The organism is Sulfitobacter sediminis (genome assembly GCF_040811725.1).
Classification (GTDB): Bacteria; Pseudomonadota; Alphaproteobacteria; order Rhodobacterales; family Rhodobacteraceae; genus Sulfitobacter; species Sulfitobacter sediminis.
Genome location: NZ_JBFNXX010000015.1, coordinates 51,255 through 67,878, shown reverse-complemented (window position 1 = coordinate 67,878; position 16,624 = coordinate 51,255). Strand labels below are relative to the sequence as shown.

Annotated in this window: 18 protein-coding genes and 1 pseudogene; 5 read left to right on the top strand and 14 right to left on the bottom strand. The window is 64.8% G+C overall.

Annotation, left to right across the window (positions count from 1 at the left end; genetic code table 11):
- Window positions 1-73 precede the first annotated feature (73 nt).
- Window positions 74-1,675 (bottom strand): LysM peptidoglycan-binding domain-containing protein, encoded by a 1,602-nt coding sequence (locus tag AB2B41_RS17535; RefSeq protein ID WP_367879115.1) that lies wholly within the window; start codon window positions 1,673-1,675, stop codon window positions 74-76.
- Window positions 1,676-1,779: 104 nt separating this feature from the next.
- On the opposite strand from AB2B41_RS17535, the gene AB2B41_RS17530 reads away from it, so the two are divergent.
- On the top strand, window positions 1,780-2,331 hold the full coding sequence (locus AB2B41_RS17530) for an LOG family protein (protein WP_367879114.1): 552 nt from the start codon (window positions 1,780-1,782) through the stop codon (window positions 2,329-2,331).
- 137 nt (window positions 2,332-2,468) lie between these two features.
- Here AB2B41_RS17530 and AB2B41_RS17525 read toward each other — a convergent pair whose 3' ends face one another.
- The 7 genes from AB2B41_RS17525 to AB2B41_RS17495 all read right to left on the bottom strand — a co-directional run bounded on the left by AB2B41_RS17525 (window position 2,469) and on the right by AB2B41_RS17495 (window position 9,278).
- Complete coding sequence (locus AB2B41_RS17525; protein WP_367879113.1) at window positions 2,469-3,068, bottom strand: superoxide dismutase; 600 nt, start codon at window positions 3,066-3,068, stop codon at window positions 2,469-2,471.
- 100 nt (window positions 3,069-3,168) lie between these two features.
- On the bottom strand, window positions 3,169-3,597 hold the full coding sequence (locus AB2B41_RS17520; RefSeq protein WP_367879112.1) for a hypothetical protein: 429 nt from the start codon (window positions 3,595-3,597) through the stop codon (window positions 3,169-3,171).
- Window positions 3,598-3,673: 76 nt separating this feature from the next.
- The gene (locus AB2B41_RS17515) at window positions 3,674-4,243 is read right to left on the bottom strand and encodes a sarcosine oxidase subunit gamma (RefSeq protein ID WP_367879111.1); all 570 of its coding nucleotides are present in this window, start codon (window positions 4,241-4,243) and stop codon (window positions 3,674-3,676) included.
- Window positions 4,236-7,253 (bottom strand): sarcosine oxidase subunit alpha family protein, encoded by a 3,018-nt coding sequence (locus AB2B41_RS17510; protein ID WP_367879110.1) that lies wholly within the window; start codon window positions 7,251-7,253, stop codon window positions 4,236-4,238. The genes AB2B41_RS17515 and AB2B41_RS17510 overlap by 8 nt, the downstream gene beginning before the upstream one ends.
- Window positions 7,250-7,582 carry a sarcosine oxidase subunit delta gene (locus tag AB2B41_RS17505; protein WP_367879109.1) on the bottom strand — a complete coding sequence of 111 codons (333 nt, stop codon included), beginning with the start codon at window positions 7,580-7,582 and terminating at the stop codon, window positions 7,250-7,252. The genes AB2B41_RS17510 and AB2B41_RS17505 overlap by 4 nt, the downstream gene beginning before the upstream one ends.
- A gap of 180 nt (window positions 7,583-7,762) precedes the next feature.
- Entirely contained in the window at window positions 7,763-7,912 is a 150-nt protein-coding gene (locus tag AB2B41_RS17500) for a hypothetical protein (RefSeq protein ID WP_367879108.1), read from the bottom strand.
- Between the two features lie 121 nt (window positions 7,913-8,033).
- Window positions 8,034-9,278, bottom strand: a complete 1,245-nt coding sequence (locus tag AB2B41_RS17495; protein ID WP_367879107.1) for a sarcosine oxidase subunit beta family protein — start codon at window positions 9,276-9,278, stop codon at window positions 8,034-8,036.
- A 233-nt stretch (window positions 9,279-9,511) separates the two neighbouring features.
- Between AB2B41_RS17495 and ccmI the strand changes: the two genes are divergently transcribed.
- From ccmI to AB2B41_RS17480, 3 genes are read left to right on the top strand one after another with little or no spacing between them, the layout of a single operon-like run.
- Window positions 9,512-10,738 carry a c-type cytochrome biogenesis protein CcmI gene (gene ccmI / locus AB2B41_RS17490; protein WP_367879106.1) on the top strand — a complete coding sequence of 409 codons (1,227 nt, stop codon included), beginning with the start codon at window positions 9,512-9,514 and terminating at the stop codon, window positions 10,736-10,738.
- Window positions 10,735-11,220, top strand: a complete 486-nt coding sequence (gene ruvX, locus AB2B41_RS17485) for a Holliday junction resolvase RuvX (RefSeq protein WP_367879105.1) — start codon at window positions 10,735-10,737, stop codon at window positions 11,218-11,220. Before ccmI ends, ruvX begins: the two co-directional genes overlap by 4 nt.
- On the top strand, window positions 11,217-11,450 hold the full coding sequence (locus tag AB2B41_RS17480) for a DUF1289 domain-containing protein (RefSeq protein ID WP_367879104.1): 234 nt from the start codon (window positions 11,217-11,219) through the stop codon (window positions 11,448-11,450). The genes ruvX and AB2B41_RS17480 overlap by 4 nt, the downstream gene beginning before the upstream one ends.
- Here the strand turns inward: AB2B41_RS17480 and AB2B41_RS17475 are convergent, their stop codons facing one another.
- The 6 genes and pseudogenes from AB2B41_RS17475 to AB2B41_RS17450 all read right to left on the bottom strand — a co-directional run bounded on the left by AB2B41_RS17475 (window position 11,451) and on the right by AB2B41_RS17450 (window position 16,021).
- The gene (locus tag AB2B41_RS17475; RefSeq protein WP_367879103.1) at window positions 11,451-11,687 is read right to left on the bottom strand and encodes a hypothetical protein; all 237 of its coding nucleotides are present in this window, start codon (window positions 11,685-11,687) and stop codon (window positions 11,451-11,453) included. It abuts the gene before it with no gap.
- Window positions 11,688-11,787: 100 nt separating this feature from the next.
- Complete coding sequence (locus AB2B41_RS17470) at window positions 11,788-12,531, bottom strand: hypothetical protein (protein WP_367879102.1); 744 nt, start codon at window positions 12,529-12,531, stop codon at window positions 11,788-11,790.
- Window positions 12,525-13,349: a sulfite exporter TauE/SafE family protein gene (locus AB2B41_RS17465; protein ID WP_367879101.1), complete on the bottom strand. Its 825-nt coding sequence runs from the start codon at window positions 13,347-13,349 to the stop codon at window positions 12,525-12,527. Before AB2B41_RS17465 ends, AB2B41_RS17470 begins: the two co-directional genes overlap by 7 nt.
- Window positions 13,350-13,376: 27 nt before the next feature.
- Window positions 13,377-14,387 (bottom strand): tRNA dihydrouridine(20/20a) synthase DusA, encoded by a 1,011-nt coding sequence (gene dusA / locus AB2B41_RS17460; protein ID WP_367879100.1) that lies wholly within the window; start codon window positions 14,385-14,387, stop codon window positions 13,377-13,379.
- A 270-nt stretch (window positions 14,388-14,657) separates the two neighbouring features.
- Window positions 14,658-15,410: pseudogene (locus AB2B41_RS23890) on the bottom strand (hydroxypyruvate isomerase family protein).
- Window positions 15,407-16,021, bottom strand: a complete 615-nt coding sequence (locus AB2B41_RS17450; protein ID WP_474104442.1) for a class II aldolase/adducin family protein — start codon at window positions 16,019-16,021, stop codon at window positions 15,407-15,409. Before AB2B41_RS17450 ends, AB2B41_RS23890 begins: the two are co-directional and overlap by 4 nt.
- On the opposite strand from AB2B41_RS17450, the gene AB2B41_RS17445 reads away from it, so the two are divergent.
- Window positions 15,914-16,579 carry an MlrC C-terminal domain-containing protein gene (locus tag AB2B41_RS17445; protein ID WP_474104441.1) on the top strand — a complete coding sequence of 222 codons (666 nt, stop codon included), beginning with the start codon at window positions 15,914-15,916 and terminating at the stop codon, window positions 16,577-16,579. The genes AB2B41_RS17450 and AB2B41_RS17445 overlap by 108 nt on opposite strands.
- Window positions 16,580-16,624 lie beyond the last annotated feature (45 nt).

Below are 16,624 nucleotides of genomic sequence, written 5' to 3'. Positions count from 1 at the left end.
ATCGGGTTCCGCCTTACTTAGGCCGGAGCCGTGGAAGTTGCCAGTGCGCGAGGGGTGATTTCGCCCGTGCGGATCAGTCGGGCAGGTCGAATATTTGGCCGGGGTAGATTAGGTCGGGGTCACGGATGGAATCCCGGTTGGCCTCGAAGACGCGCACGTAGAGGAGCCCATCGCCATAGCGGTCGCGGGCGATGGCCCAAAGGGTGGCGCCCTTTTGCACGGTGATGGCCTTGAGCGGGCCGGTCTGGGTTGCCGCGGCGGCGGCGAGCACCTCGGGAGCCTCGCGCTTGAAGGGGGTTTCGACGCGGCTCGTAACCTTGCCGTCGGCGGCGACTTCATCGACACGCAGGGTGTAGATGCCTTCGTCCACGTTGGGCAGATCGCCGCGCCAGCGGCCCTGATCGTCCACCGGCAGGCTGACGACGGCGTTGTTGTCCAGATAGACGCGGACGCTGGCGGTGCGCGCCTGTGCGCGTCCGGCAAGCTGCACGTCGCCCGCATCCGAATAGCTGATCGTGTCGATGGCAACGTTGTCCATGACCTCGGGGCTCGGGGTGTTGAGAAGCTCGACGCCCTCGGCAGTGGATTTCAGCACGGCGACGGCGGCGGGCTCGGCGGGGACGGTTTTTTGTGCGGTCTCTGCCGGGGCATCGGATGCGGATGTGGCGGATGGCGAGGAGGTGTCCGCCTGCGCCGTCGCAGGCTGGGCGGTTGGCGGCGTTGTCTCCGTTTGCGTGAGTTCCTCCGCCTGAGAAGAGACCTGATCCCGCTGGTCGGGTTCAGCGGCGGCCTGTTGCGGGATCGCAGAGGTGTCACTGGTTTGCGGAACCGTGGCACTTGGTTCGGGAGACTGGGTATCCGCTACATCAGTTCGGGGCGGAGTGGCCTCTCCGCTCTCTTCGGTTGCCGTGGTTTCGGTGGCCGAACTCTCCTGCGGGGAGGCAGGTTGCGGGGGCACAGTGGCGGCGGCGGTGGTTGCGCCTTCGGCGGTCGTGTCCGCCTCTGGCGCGGTTTCCTGCTGCGCGACCGGCGGCTCTTGCGTCTCTTCCTTCGAGGCCTCGGCCACGACGACGGGAGGGGCAAGCGGGGCGAGGATGATCTCGTCCTCGGAAGGCGTCTCTGATCCGTCAAGGCGTTGCAGAAGGGTCAGGACGTGACCGGCCCCGTCCGGTGGCACAAGCGCGATGGCCGCGAACTTGCCCGTCCTGTCGGCGGTTGCCCGGGCGACTTCCAAACCATCCTGCAGCACGGATATTTCCGCGCCCGGAGCGGCACGGCCCGCGATGACGGTCACGCCGTCGGCCTCGCGGCGAGCCTCGTCGAAGGCGGGTGCGGGGATCGCAGCGGGCGCGCTTTCGGCGATCTCAGAAGGTGTCCCCTCTTTTTCGGCGGGGTCTTCCTCTGAAGCGGTTTCAGCCGGCTCGGCTGTGGTTTCCGCCGGGGTGCTCGCTGACGGCTCTGCCCGGGTCGTCTGGGGGTCGTCCCCCGAGGCTGAAGGGGTGTTTGCCGCTGGTTCGGCCGAGGGCGCGGGGGCCAGGCTTGCCGCCTCCTGCGGAACGTTCGTGATCTGGCGACCAGACTGTACCCAGAACGCGGCGACAATCAGCAGGACCAGCACCGCCGCTGCAGCAATCAGACCCGAGCCACCGCTCAGCCTTGCCAGAAAATCGCGCATTCCCCACCACCCCAGTTGGTTGAGCCTTGATAGCAAGCGGGCTAACAAGGGCCAACTACGTCCTTCTCTCAACTTAACAGTTTTGCAACATAAAAGGCGCTGCCATGGGTCAAAAGTCTGTTTGTGTCTATTGTGGATCACGCAGTGGGACGGACCCCGCGTTTGCTGAAAATGCGGAGCAACTGGGCTTGGGGCTGGCCGAGGCTGGCTACCGGCTGGTTTACGGGGCGGGTGATGTCGGGCTGATGGGTGTCGTCGCGCGAGCCGCTCAGGCGGCGGGGGGCGAGACATTCGGTGTCATCCCGCAGCACCTAGTGGAATGGGAGGTTGGTAAGGTCGACCTGACCTCTTACGTCGTCACAGAGACGATGCATGAGCGCAAGAAGGTGATGTTCATGAACTGTCATGCGGTCGTCGTGATGCCGGGTGGCGCGGGATCACTGGACGAGCTTTTCGAGGTACTGACATGGCGGCAGCTGGGGTTGCATGAGAAGCCTGTTTTCCTCATGAATACAAATGGCTACTGGACGCCTTTGATGGATTTACTGAAGCATGTGGTTGAGAGTGGTTTCGCGGACGCAAGCCTGCTTGGCTACGTGACAGAGGTTGCGGATGCGGATGGAGCGCTTGCAGGTCTGAAGAAGGCGCTTGGCTGATCTTTGGCGTGATCTACGGTCGAGCAGATCGCAGCGTGCTTCAAAAAGAAAGGTCTCGCGGATGTTCCGCGAGACCTTTTTGATTTCAGGCGCTTGAAAGCCGTTCTTGACGTCAGGCGCAGAGAGGCGCCGGGGGCTTACATGCGCGAGGCGACGTTTTCCCAGTTCACCAGATTGTCGAGGAAGTTCGCAAGGTAGTCGGGGCGCGCGTTGCGGAAGTCGATGTAGTAGGAATGCTCCCACACATCACAGCCCAGAAGCGCTGTCTGACCAAAGCAGACGGGGTTCACGCCGTTCTCGGTCTTGGTGACCTTGAGGCTGCCATCGGTGTCCTTGACCAGCCACGCCCAGCCAGAGCCGAACTGACCGGCACCTGCGGCCTTGAAGTCGTCCTTGAACTTGTCGACCGAGCCAAAGCTTTCGGTGATCGCCTTTTCAAGCTCACCCGGCATCTTGCTGTCGCCGGGGCCCATCATTTCCCAGAACTGGTTGTGGTTCCAGAGCTGCGAGATGTTGTTGAAGATGCCGTTCTGCGCGACGGCCTTGGGGTCATAGGTGCCCTTGATGATCTCTTCGAGGGATTTGCCGGCCCATTCGGTGCCCTCGATCGCCTTGTTCCCGTTCACGACATAGGCGTTGTGGTGCTTGTCGTGGTGAAACTCCAGCGTCTCGGCGCTCATGCCCTTGGAGGCAAGCGCGTCGTGGGCATAGGGAAGATCGGGAAGTGAAAAAGCCATTGTGAGGGCCTCCTTGGTGTTTGGTGTTTCCTTGGGTCAAATGGAGCGCGCGGGGGCCTCTCGTCAAGGTCAACGGGGCCGAAAGCGGGGCCACAGGCGCTTATTCGGTGCGCTTTCGGCAACTTCCTACGCTGCGCAGGCCGGAATCGAAGGTGCGGGGCTGTGCCGTCAGCTCGATCCGCCCGGTGGGTTTCGAGATCGAGGCACGGTAGTCGAAATGGGCAAAGCTGCGGCCGGTGTCGGCGCGCACGTCGCGGAGGGTCCATTTAACGATGAGGCGCGCGTCGTTGTCGCGCAGGATGCGGCCCGACACGGGGGCGTCGGAGAAGGTAATAGTGAGCGCGTCGACGACGGTGACGCTGCCGTCACCGGGCAGGACGATGGCGATCTTGGGCGAGACCCAGCCGAGGCCGCGGTCGGGATCGTCCATGTCGCATTCGTAGAGGAACCCGGCGGCAAACCCTGCGCGCGCGGCCAGAAGGCCGAACGTGGCGATCAAGAGCGCCTGCCGTAGTCCCTGCGAGATCATCTCTACCCCTTCGCGTGTCGCTGCCCCCTACCTAACGCACGGGGCAGCGGCCACAACCGCGAAGCGGAATATTCACCTAGAAATGATCCACCTCGGAGCCCGGTTGTGCCGCCACGCAGAGCAAATCGAACATGTATTGGGCAACCGAGCGGAAGCAGACGATGCGCACCGTGGTCTCGTCAGGCATCCAGAAGGCGGTAGGGACTTGCGCAAATCTGGTGCGGCGGAACATGCCGGGGGTGAAGTGGTCGGGGGCCATGTCGACCGGGGCAAGCTTGGCCACGACTTCGCGCACCTTGTCGCCGGTGATCTCGAAGACCGCGCGGGCGTCGGAGACGTTGACGGCGAGGGCGTGCTGCTTGGTCAGTTTCTCCTGCAGGTCGGCAAGGCGGGCGTGCACCTCGGCGTAGGGGCACATGATCAGGAGTTCGTCAGGCGACATCCAGGCGATGCCGTGCTCGCCTTGGGTGCCGCACATACGCTTTTCGGGCATGGTCACGCCACTGGCGGCGACAGCGGCCTTGCCGAGGGCTTTGTCGTCCAGATCGCCGCGCAGGGTGATCATGCCGATGGGGCCGATCTCCCTGACCGCTATGTAGCCGTCGCTGTTGGACGCGTTGTGGAGGGCGGTGACGGGTTCAGACATTCTGCTTCTCCCCTTCCTTGTCATAGAAGACCGGATCGACGATTTTCGCCTCGTAGGTCTTGCCATCGGTGCCGGGGAAGCTGAGGACCTCGCCCATGCGGTCGGGGCCATTGTGGACGAGACCCATGGCGATGCCCTTGCCGAGCGTGGGCGAGTGGTAGGTCGAGGTGACGCGGCCGATCATAATCTTCTGACCGTTCTCGTTCTTGCCTTCGCCCACCGCATAGGCCCCATCGGGCAGGACGGAGCCGTCCACGGTTTCCAGCCCCACCAGCTTCCAGCGGTTGGGGTCGGTCATATGCGCGCGTTCCTGCGCGCGTTTGCCGAGGTAATCGTCCTTCTTCTTGGAGATCGCCCAGTGAAGGCCGAGGTCCTGCGGGATCACGGTACCGTCGGTTTCGTCCCCGATCATGATGAAGCCCTTCTCGGCACGCATGATGTGCAGCGCCTCGGTCCCGTAAGGCATGACGCCCAGATCGGCACCGACGGCCAGCAGCGCGTCCCAGAAGGCCTGTCCGTGGCTGGCGTCGACGGCGATCTCGTAGCTGAGTTCGCCCGAGAAGGAGATACGGTAGACGCGGACCTTGAAGCCGCCCAGCTCGCCATCGGCCCAGTCCATGAAGCCCAGCGCCTCTTTGGAGACGTCCATCCCGCCGAGGCGTTCCAGCGCGGTGCGGGCCTTGGGGCCGACGACCGCAACTTGGGCGTATTGCTCGGTCACGTTGGTGACGTAGACTTTCCAGTCCCACCATTCGGTCTGGAGCCATTCCTCCATATGCGCATGGATTCGCTCGGCCCCGCCGGTGGTGGTGTGGCAAAGCCATGTGTCCTCGTCGAGGCGGGCGACGACGCCATCGTCGATGAGAAAGCCGTTCTCGGAGCACATGAGGCCATAGCGGCATTTGCCGGCTTTCAGGGTCGACATCATGTTGGTGTAGAGCATGTCGAGGAATTTGCCTGCGTCGGGGCCCTTGACGATGATCTTGCCCAAGGTCGAGGCGTCGAGCAGGCCGAGGTTTTCGCGGGTGTTCTTCACCTCGCGCATCACGGCGTCATGGGTGCTTTCCAGCTCTCGCGGGAAGGCGTAGGGGCGGCGCCAGTGGCCGACGGGTTCGAAGACCGCGCCGTTGGCCTCGTGCCAGTGATGCATGGGGGTGCGGCGTAGCGGCTGGAAAACCTTGCCCCGCCCCTCGCCGCCGATCGCGCCCATGGAGATGGGGTGATAGGGCGGGCGGAAGGTGGTGGTCCCGACGGCGGGGATATCGGCGTCGAGCGCCCCTGCGAGCGTCGCCAGACCGTTGATGTTGCTGAGTTTGCCCTGGTCGGTGGCCATGCCGAGCGTCGTGTAGCGCTTGGTGTGTTCGACCGACACGAAGCCCTCCTGCGCGGCGAGGCGCACGTCGGAAACCTTCACATCGTTCTGGTAGTCGAGCCAGGTTTTCTCGCGCAGCTTGGCGCTGGCACCCTGCGGCATCAGCCAGACGGGCATCATCGGGGATTCCTCGCGCCGGTCGGCGATGGGCGAGGTCACGTCGCGGGGCAGCTTCATGCCGAGGCTGGTGATCACGCCCTCGGCGGCGGCGTGCGCGTCGTGCAGCACATCGTCCAGCGCGAACATGCCCGAGGCGGCACCCGCGGGGGTGACAAAACCCATCCCGTCTGCCCCCTTCGGCGGGTTATCCACATCCGGGCTGAAACAGGCGTGGGCGGTGTCCCAGCGCAGTTTGCCGCCGCAGTGGGACCAGAGGTGCACCACCGGCGACCAGCCGCCGGACATGGCGACGGCGTCGCAGGCGATCTCTTCCAGCACCGCGCCCTCGCCAGCCTGCGAACAGACCTGCACGCCGGTTACGCGCTTGCCGCCCTTCACCGCGGCGATGCCGTGGCCCATGAGGACGCGGACGCCCAGCGCCTTGGCCTGCTCGACGAGTCCACGGTCCTCGGGGAGCACCCGGGCGTCGAGGATGACGGGCACGTCGAGGCCTGCATGCTTGAGCGCAATTGCCGTAAGGTAAGCGTTATCGTTGTTCGTGACGACGACCGTGCGGTCGCCGACGGAGACACCGTAGTTGACCACGTAATCGCGCACGGCCGAGGCGAGCATCACGCCGGGGATGTCGTTTCCGGCAAAGCTGAGGGGGCGTTCGATGGCGCCGGTGGCGGTGATGATCTGGGCTGCGCGGATGCGCCAGAGGCGGTGGCGGGGACCTGCGCTGCCGGGGGCGTGGTCGGTCAGACGCTCGTAGCCGAGCGCGTAGCCGTGGTCGTAGACCCCTGCCCCCATGGTGCGCAGACGGAGCTGGACATTGTCCATTGATTTCAACGCGGAAAGCGTTTCTTCCACGAAGTTATCCACAGACCCGCCGTCGATGGTGCCGCCGTCCACCGGCGCGCGGCCGCCCCAGTGTTCGGTCTGTTCCAGCAGGATAACCCGTGCGCCGGACTTCCCCGCGGTCAGCGCGGCCTGAAGGCCTGCGACGCCGCCGCCGATCACCAGCACATCGCAGAAGGCGTAGAAGTGCTCGTAGGTGTCGACGTCCTGCGCTTTCGGTGCCCTGCCGAGGCCGGCGGACTGGCGGATAAATGGTTCGTAGACGTGCTTCCACGCGGCGCGCGGGTACATGAACATCTTGTAGTAGAAGCCTGCGGGCAGGAAGCGGCTGAGGTGCGCATTGATCGCGCCCACGTCGAATTCGAGGCTGGGCCAGTGGTTCTGGCTGGTGGCAGAGAGCCCTTCGAAAAGCTCGGTCGTGGTGACGCGCTGGTTCGGCTCGAACCGGCCCTCGTCACCGAGGTTCACGAGGCCGTTCGGTTCTTCCGCGCCGGAGGCGACGATGCCGCGCGGGCGGTGGTACTTGAAGGACCGGCCCACCATCATCTGGTCGTTGGCAAGAAGTGCGGAGGCCAGCGTGTCGCCCTTGTAGCCGCGCATCTTCTTGCCGTTGAAGGAGAAGCTCAGCGGTTTCGAGGTGTCGACAAGGCGGCCCTTGGTGGCAAGACGGGTGCTCATTTGGTGCTCTCCGCGCCGTCCCAGTCGGGGCGGCGGTCCTGGATGTGGTCGAGGATGTCCTGCGGCGGCGCGCTGGTCTGGGCGGTGTAGCTGCCGAAGACCTCGAGCGTGGTGGTGCAGCGGGCGACGTGGAACCACTTGCCGCAGCCGTTCTGGTGCCGCCAGCGTTCGAAATGCACGCCCTTGGGGTTCTTGCGCATGAAGAGATAGCTTTCGAAGTCGGCGTCGGACGCGCCGGGGCCGAAGCGCTTGAGATGCGCCTCGCCGTGGGCGTGGAACTCCGTCTCCTCTGCGGTCACACCGCAGTTGGGGCAATGGATGCTCAGCATGATGCGGCTCCGTGCTGGGATGTCTGGGGGATGGTCGCCGCGATAAGGCGCGCGAACGCGTGTATGACGGGTGATGTGCCTAAAGAGACCGGGGGCTTGGGCTTTGCGCTCAAGCTCTGGGTGGCGCCTTGGTGGCGCGGGGTGTGTGGCCGGGCCAGCGTGCAGCCCGGCAGGGCGGCGCTAGTCGGTCGCTGTGGCCGTGGGTGTGACGTCGTCGGGCATGGAGCCGTTGCCGAGCATCGCGATGCCGAGGACGAAGACCGCGAGGACCAAGAGCGCGATGACCAGGCCGCGGCGCGATCCGCCGTCGTGGATGGTGTTCTGTGCCATGTCGCCTCCTTTCCGTGGAGTGGGGAAAGTCTGGGCGATGGGGCGCGCAAAACAAGGGTTTTCTGCGCGCGCAGGGGTTTTGGGCCGGGAATGGCCGATGGGGCGAAGGAAGTGGAGTGCATCAGTGCGCCACCCCTGCGGCGACGGATTCGTCGATGAAGCGGCCTTCGGTGAAGCGGTTCAGGCCGAAGTCGTCGGTCAGCGGTGAGCGGCCCTTGGCCATCAGTTCGGCCATGGCCCAGCCGGAGCCGGGGATCGCCTTGAAGCCGCCGGTGCCCCAGCCGCAGTTGATGAAGATGTTCTCGACCGGGGTTTTCGACAGGATGGGCGAGCGGTCGCCGGTAACGTCCACGATCCCGCCCCACTGGCGTAGCATCTTGAGGCGCGAGATCATCGGGAAGGTTTCGATGAGGGCGCGCACGGTTTCCTCGATATGGTGGAAGGAGCCGCGCTGGGTGTAGTTGTTGTAGCCGTCGGTACCGCCGCCGATGACCATCTCGCCCTTGTCGGATTGCGACATGTAGCCGTGCACGGTGTTGGCCATGACGACCACGTCCATGCAGGGTTTGATGGGTTCGGACACAAGCGCCTGAAGGGCGACGGATTCGATGGGGAGGCGGAAGCCCGCCATGTCGGCGAGGTGGCCGGAGTGGCCCGCAACGACGATGCCGAGCTTGTCGCAGGCGATGTCGCCGCGCGTGGTGGTGACGCCCGTGACCTTGCCGCCTTCCTTGCGGATGCCGGTGACCTCGCATTTCTGGATCACGTCCATGCCCATGTCAGAGCACGCCCGTGCATAGCCCCAGGCCACGGCGTCATGCCGCGCGGTGCCGCCGCGTGCCTGCCAGAGGCCGCCCAGGACCGGGTAGCGGGGGCCGTCGAGGTTGATAATGGGGCAGAGATCCTTGACGCGCTGGGCGTCGATCCATTCGGTCTGCACCCCCTGAAGCGCATTCGCGTGGGCGGTGCGCTTGTAGCCGCGCACTTCGTGCTCGGTCTGGGCGAGCATGATCACGCCGCGCGGAGAGAACATGACGTTGTAGTTCAAATCCTGGCTCATCGTCTCGTAGAGAGAGCGGGCCTTTTCGTAAATCGCCGCCGAGGGGTCCTGCAGGTAGTTCGAGCGGATGATCGTGGTGTTCCGGCCCGTGTTGCCGCCGCCGAGCCAGCCTTTTTCAAGGATCGCCACATTGGTGATGCCGAAGTTCTTGCCCAGGTAATAGGCGGTGGCGAGGCCGTGGCCCCCTGCCCCGATGATGATCACGTCATAGCGCGCCTTGGGCTGCGCGTCGCGCCACGCGCGGTCCCAGCCGGTGTGGTGGCGCATGGCCTCGCGGGCCACGGCAAAGACGGAATATTTCTTCATCAGGCGCTTCCTTGGAACAGGCGGAAATGACCCGGATTCGAACCCGGCCGGGCCAGTGGTCCCGTTCTGGCTTGCTGCGCAGAAAAAAGGATACTGACCACGGCACTTGTTATCAATTTTGCGACATGGGATGCAATTGCGCTGAAGCACCGCAGAGAGCGGGGGGAAAGGGCCCTTTTGTCCCGGGCGCGGAAGCCTTAGATACGGGCAACCAACAGCGATACGGACGGCCCATGACATTCTGGATCATCATCCTTGCCATCTCGGCCTTCGTGGTCCTCATCCTTGCGCGGGGACTTCTGGGCAAAGGGGACAGGAGCGGGCTCGACCTTGCCGATTATGACCTGCAGGTCTACCGCGACCAGCTTGCCGAGGTGGACCGCGATGTGGCGCGCGGCGTCATCGGGGCGGAGGATGCGGAGCGTGCCCGGACCGAGATTTCACGGCGCATCCTCGCGGCGGATGCCAATCGCGGCAGCGCAGTGGGCAAGGCACCCGTGGCACCGAAGCTGGTGATCGCGCTGATCGGCGTGGCGCTGATCGGCGGGAGCATGGCGCTTTACACCTGGATCGGGCAGCCGGGCTACGGCGATCTGGCGCTTGAGGACCGTATCGCCTTTGCCGAGGAGATGCGCGAGAACCGCCCCGGTCAGCAGGTCGCGGTGGACAGTCTGCCGCCCTTCGTACAGCAGCAGGAGGTGAGCGAGGAATTCGCAACGCTGATGGAGCGGCTCCGCGAGACGGTCGCGGGGCGGCCCGACGATCTGCAGGGGCACCGGTTGCTTGCGCAGAACGAGGCGCGGATCGGGAATTTCGTCGCTGCCGCGCAGGCGCAGGAAACCGTTCTGCGTATCAGGGGCAGCGATATCTCGGCCGAGGATATCGCGGATTATGGCGAGTTTCTGGTGCTTGCGGCGGGGGGCTACGTTTCACCCGAGGCCGAAAAGGCCTTTCGCGCGGCATTGGCCAAGGACGAAACCGACGGGCGGGCGCGATATTACATCGGGTTGATGATGATCCAGACCGGGCGGCCCGACATCGCCTTCCGGCTCTGGGACGGGCTGTTGCGGCGGGGGCCGGAGGACGCGCCCTGGATCGAGCCGATCCTGAGCCAGATCGAGACCGTGGCGCAGCTTGCGGGCGTCAACTACACCCTGCCCGCGATCGGGTCCGCCAGCGCACCGGGCCCCTCTGCCGGCGATATCGCGGCCGCAGCCGAGATGACGCCCGAAGAACGCATGGACATGATCGGCAGCATGGTCGAGGGGTTGTCCAACCGTCTTGCCACCGAGGGCGGGCCGCCCCGGGACTGGGCGCGGCTGATCACCTCGCTGGGTGTTCTGGGCGAGCGTGAACAAGCCTTTGCGGTCTTCAACAACGCGATGGAGGTTTTTGCCGACGACGCCTCTGCTATCGACACGATCCGTGCGGCGGGCCAGCAGGCCGGGGTCGCCGAATGATCTTCGAGGACGTGGCGGAATTCGCAGCCGCGATCCCGCCCATGCGCGCGCTGGTCGGGCTCGACCTGGGGGAAAAGACCATCGGTGTCGCGGTGACCGACAGTTTTCTGAGCGTGGCCACCCCGCTGGAGACGATCCGGCGCAAGAAATTCGGCGTCGATGCCGCGCGGCTGAACGAGATCATCCAAGAGCGGCAAATCGGCGGCATGGTGCTGGGCCTGCCACGCAACATGGACGGCTCGGAAGGGCCGCGCTGCCAGTCGACACGGGCCTTTGCCCGCAATTTCGACCGGGTGACGCCCCTGCCCATCACCTTCTGGGACGAGCGTCTGTCCACGGTTGCGGCAGAAAGGGCACTACTTGAGGCGGATACGACACGAAAGCGTCGCGCGGAGGTGATCGACCACGTTGCGGCGGGTTATATCCTGCAGGGCGTGCTGGACCGTTTACGGGTCCTGCGGAACGAGGGAGCGATTGGATGAGCGACGAGGTGTGGAAGCGCGAGGAGGTCGAAAGCCCCTGCGTGAAGATCTGCGTCGTTCACCCCGAGGCGCGTCTTTGCACCGGGTGCCTGCGCACCATCGACGAGATCACACGCTGGTCGCGGATGAGCCCGGTTGAGCGTCGCGAGATCATGAAACATCTGCCGGAGCGTGTAAGCCAGCTGCGCAAGCGCCGTGGCGGGCGCGCGGCGCGGATGGCGCAGGGATAGCTAGCGACCGCCCGCGATCCGGAAGAGCAGGTCGAGGCCTGCGTCCCAGGTCACCGCCCCTTCGCAGCCCTTGGCCGCGTGATTGCCGTTTGCGGCAAAGGCGCTGAGACGCGCAAAGCTTTTGAGATGGGATTTGCGGAAGTCGCCCCCCGGCCCGAAGGCCCGGCCGCGTGCCGTTGCCGGTGCGGCCGTCCAATAGGCCAGGGTGCCATGTGTGCCTGTCATGATCGCTGCCATGTCTGGTCCCGTTTTCCGGTGTTCCTGACGTTCAATATCGTGTCGGAAATGGCAACAATGGGGCGTGGATGGGGTCTTTGTTTGATTGTTTCCCTGGACCTTACGTGTCTGCAACCCATGCCTCGGCACTGAACTGGGGGCGGAAATAGGCCAGCATGCGGCCCTCTGCCGGGCCGGGGGTATGGGCGGGCCAAGGGGCCATACCATGCAGCAGGTGGCGGTGGAGGAGGATCGCCTGCCCCGGTCTGGCCGCTACCGGCATCGGGGCGATGCTGTCGAAAACCTCGCGCCGCGCGGCCTGATAGGCCTCGGTCAGGTCCACCTTTGTCGGCTCTCTTTCACCGATGACCGCGCGGAAGGCAGCGCCCATGATCCTTTGGCTGCCGGGCCAGACCATCAGCGGCGCGACCTCGGCCAGGTTCAAAGGCAGCCCAAGCACGAAGGCGTGGGGCTCGCGCAGATAGCGGCGCCGGTCCGGACCTACCGGCAACAGCCCGTCCACGTGGGCCGCAAAGCGGGTGACGCGGAAACGGTGGTTGGCCTCGCTTTGATCCGGGTCCCGTGCAGGGTAACCGGGGTAGACGATGGAAAGCTGAGCAGCATGCCAGCTTGCGGGCCTGTCGACGCGCCTCTCCCATGGGCCGGTCAGCGGGACCCCCTCAATTGCTCCGTCAGCTGCATTCGGCAGGGCATCGACGCCGACAAACCAAGTCTTGCCATGCCGCAGGTGTTGCGCACGTTGCGCCGGATCAGCGGCGATAACACGGGCGATCCGCAGCGCGGCCCGCGCCCATCTGGCAACCGCCGCGTCGCTGTCGAAGACCTCGTAGCCTTCTTCTACCACCCCAGTGCCTTGCGCAGCATGTTGAGCGCGACGAGGACGAGGAACACCGCGAAGACGCGCTTGAGCGGCTTGGGGTCCATCGCGTGGGCCAGCTTCACGCCCAGCGGTGTCGTCAGCAGGGTCATCGCGATGATCAGCACGAAAGCAATGAGGTTTATCGTGCCGAGCGTCAGGGGCGGCCTGCCTACCTCGCCCATCGGGACGAAGATGAAGCCGATGACCGCAGGCACCGCGATCAGCACGCCGAAACCGGCTGCTGTCGCCACCGCCCGGTGGATGGGCACGTTGTAAAGGCTCATCAGCGGCACGCCGAAGCTGCCGCCGCCGATGCCCATCAGCACTGACATGAAGCCCACCAGCGGCGATTGGATCGCGCGGGTGATCCCGGTGGGCATCGCCTGCCCCAGCCGCCAGTGCGCGCGGCCGAGCCCCATGTAAAGCCCCACGATCAGCGCCAGCACACCGAAGATCGCCTGCAACGTGTTCGAGCGCAGTTGCGCGACCAGCAGCATGCCCACAACCGCGCCGATCACGATTCCCGGTGCCCAAGAACGCAGGATGTCCCAGTCGACAGCGCCCTTCTTGTTGTGGCTCAGCACCGAGCGGACCGAGGTCACGATGATGGTCGCCAGCGAGGTCGCAAGACACATCTGCATCAGCTGCGGACCGTCATAACCAAGCGTCTGGAAAGCATAGAAAAACGCGGGCACCAGCACGATGCCCCCGCCCACGCCCAGAAGACCGGCGAGCACCCCCGCGAAGGCGCCGATGGCCATCAGCAATACCGCCATCTGGATGAGAAGCATGGTGTCTGGCATGGTCTGTCCCCTTCTGTTGGGGCTCTGCTACACCGCTTCTTGCCGTACCGCCAGTGCCTCAATCTCTTCCAGCGCACCGAGCACAAGTTCCGGCCCTGCGCCGGGGCGCGTTGCCCCTTCGGACAGCGTCCGCCGCCAGCCCCGCGCGCCGGGACGCCCGGCAAACAGCCCCAGCATGTGCCGGGTGATCTGGTTGAGCTTGCCGCCCGCGCTGAGATGCGCCTCGATGTAGGGGACCATCGCACGCACCGCATCCTCGGGCGTGCTGTCGCGCCCGCGCCCGAAGATCCGCCGGTCCGCCTGGCAGAGGATGTCGGCAGGCTGGTGATAGGCCGCCCGCCCGATCATCACCCCGTCCAGCCCGCCGTCTAGAAAGGCCTCGGCCTGATCGAGCGAGGTGATCCCGCCATTGATCGAGATATGCAGATTGGGAAAATACTGTTTCATCCGGTGGACAAGCGGATAATCGAGCGGCGGCACCTCGCGGTTTTCCTTGGGGCTGAGACCCTGCAACCAGGCCTTGCGCGCGTGTATGATCACGCGGGTGCATCCCGCAGCGACGATCCGGGCGAGGAATTCGGGAAGAACCTCCTCTGGATTCTGGTCATCGACACCGATGCGGCATTTGACGGTCACGTCCACCTCCACCGCAGCGATCATCTCGGCCACGCAATCGGCAACGAGTGCGGGCTGTTTCATCAACACCGCACCGAAGGTGCCGGACTGAACACGGTCCGAAGGACAGCCGACATTCAGGTTAATCTCGTCATAGCCCGCCTGCGCCCCGAGGCGTGCGGCCTGCGCCAACTCCTTGGGATCTGAGCCGCCCAGTTGCAGGGCGACCGGGTGTTCCGCGGGATCGTGGTCCAGCAGGTGCAGCGCGCCGCCCCGCACCAGCGCGGGTGCCGTGACCATCTCGGTATAGAGCAGCGTGTCGCGGCTAAGCAGCCGGTGAAGGTAGCGGCAATGGCGGTCGGTCCAGTCCATCATGGGCGCGACGGACAGCCGCGCGGCCTCGGTGGCTGCGTTTAAGGGCATTCTGCGATCTCCTTGGGTCCGCCGACTTCGGCAACGGACCCTTCCACAACATACGCAAACGGCGTGCGTCTCGCCACCCCACCTCGTGCAAAGACAGGGAGGCGGCGGTGATTGGTCGGTCCCGCCAGCAACATCGTCTCGAGAACCCGATCCGAACACCTACCAGCGCCGGATGATATCCAATGCCGATGAAATCCAAAACGCCGAGAATGGAGCGGAAAGTTGGCCACTATCCTCAAGGCCACACGTCGCACCAGAACCATTGCTGCCTCAACCCCGCGAATGAGCCGCCATCCAGCAAAGTGTTTCATGCGTTTCGATCTGCGGTCGGTATTCAGCACCAAGCGGGCTTTCCCAGCCTTGCTTCGCCAACTCCAGAAACACGACCCCGTAGTTGATCTCCCCCCCATCAGGTGGGCCGCGGTCAGGGACAGAGGCGAACTGCACATGCCCGATGATGGATTTCAGCGCCGTGAACCGGGTGATAATGTCGCCTTCCGTCCGCCCGACATAGTAGCTTTCAGGTTGGGCTGTCCCACCCTCTCGATGATCCGGCGCGCCTGATCTGTCGTCGACCGGAAATAGCCGGGCGCATCGTGACGGTTCTGCGGCTCGATCAGGATCGTGATCTCACCCGCTTGCCGGTAGGCATATCGCAGGTTCGCGGCGAATGTCCTCTCCGCCTCCGCGCCAGAGGTGAGCCCCGCCATCACATGCACCGCCCCTGCCCCGATCGCGCGGGCATAGCCCAGCGCCTGATCGATCGCTGCGCGGGCATCGCCCTCCCTGCCCGGCAGCGCGGAAAGCCCGTTTTCCCGCGGCGGCCCGATCGCCGCGCGCGGTGTTCAGCCCCTGCATCGGCAGGCCCGTTTCATCAAGTGCCGCTTTGACCTCGGCTACGGGGGTGGCGTAATGCCAGTGTCATTCCACGGCGGCAAAGCCCGCGGCCTTGGCCGCGCGGATGGCATCGGGCAGCGGGCGGTCGGCCCAGAGAAAGCCGAGGTTGGCGGAAAGCCGGGTCAATCGTCCCAGTCCACATCGAATTTCGTGACCAGCGCCTGCACCTGATCAGGGCTGAGCGCGCGCGGGTGCAAGCCCCGCGTCAGCATCGCAAGCCGCGCGCTGTCCTCCAGTTCTTCGATTGCGTTGCAGGCCGCCTCCACATCCTTGCCAGCCACCACGGGCCCATGATCGGCCAGCATGACGGCAGACCGCTTGCCGGCAAGTCCGCGAATGGCCTGACCCATCGCGGGATCGCCCGGCAGAAAGAAGGGCAGCAGTTTCACCCGCCCCAGCTTCATGATGCCGTAAGGGGTCAGCGGCGGCAGGAAACTGTCCTTGTCGGCATCAGGCATCAGCGACAGCGCAACGGCATGACAGGAATGCAGAGGGGGCATGACGGCCTTTTGTCCCCCTCGCTGGCGCACGGCTTTGCCTACTGAAACAAGGTTCACACGGGCACGCGCATGTTCGCCATCGCCGATGGCGATGCCAGAGTGGCGCAAGAGGCCGCAGAACGGGTCGGGATGCGCCTGCAGGAAAGACGCGAGGCGCTCAGGATCAGTTGGCCCGATATCCCCACAGCGCTGACCCGCGCCGAGACCGCCAGGGCCCGCCCCGTCGTTCTGGCCGATATGGGCGACAACGCGGGCGGCGGCGCGCCTGCCGATTCAACCTTTTTCCTGCAAGAGATCCTGAAGCGCGGCATGACAGAGATCGCCCATGGCATTTTCTGGGATCCTGTCCTTGTGACCAAGTGCCAGGATGATGGGGTCGGCGCGCGGATGCGGGTTCGGCTGGGCGGCAAGATTTGCGCGGAGTTTGGCAAGCCTGTTGACCTTGACGTGACTGTCCGCGCCATCCGCGAGAACATGACGCAAATGCTGGTTGAGACGGAAATGCCCTTTGGCACGGGAGTATGGCTGGATGCAGATGGGGTGCACCTCGTCGTCTCATCGCTGCGCACGCAGAATTTCTCGCCCTCGGTCTACACGGATCTCGGAATCGACATCAGCCAGATGCGCGCGCTCATCCCGAAATCGACCAACCATTTCTACCAGAACTTCGAGAGGATCAGTTCGCGGGTGATCCATGTCCGTTCGCCCGGAACGGTGACACCCGACATGACCATCATTCCGTTTACGAAGCGCGACGGGAATTACTGGCCCAAGGTCGAAAACCCGTTCAACTGAAACCGCACCGGCGCACGCCAAGCTCGCGCTGAGTGCCACTTTGAA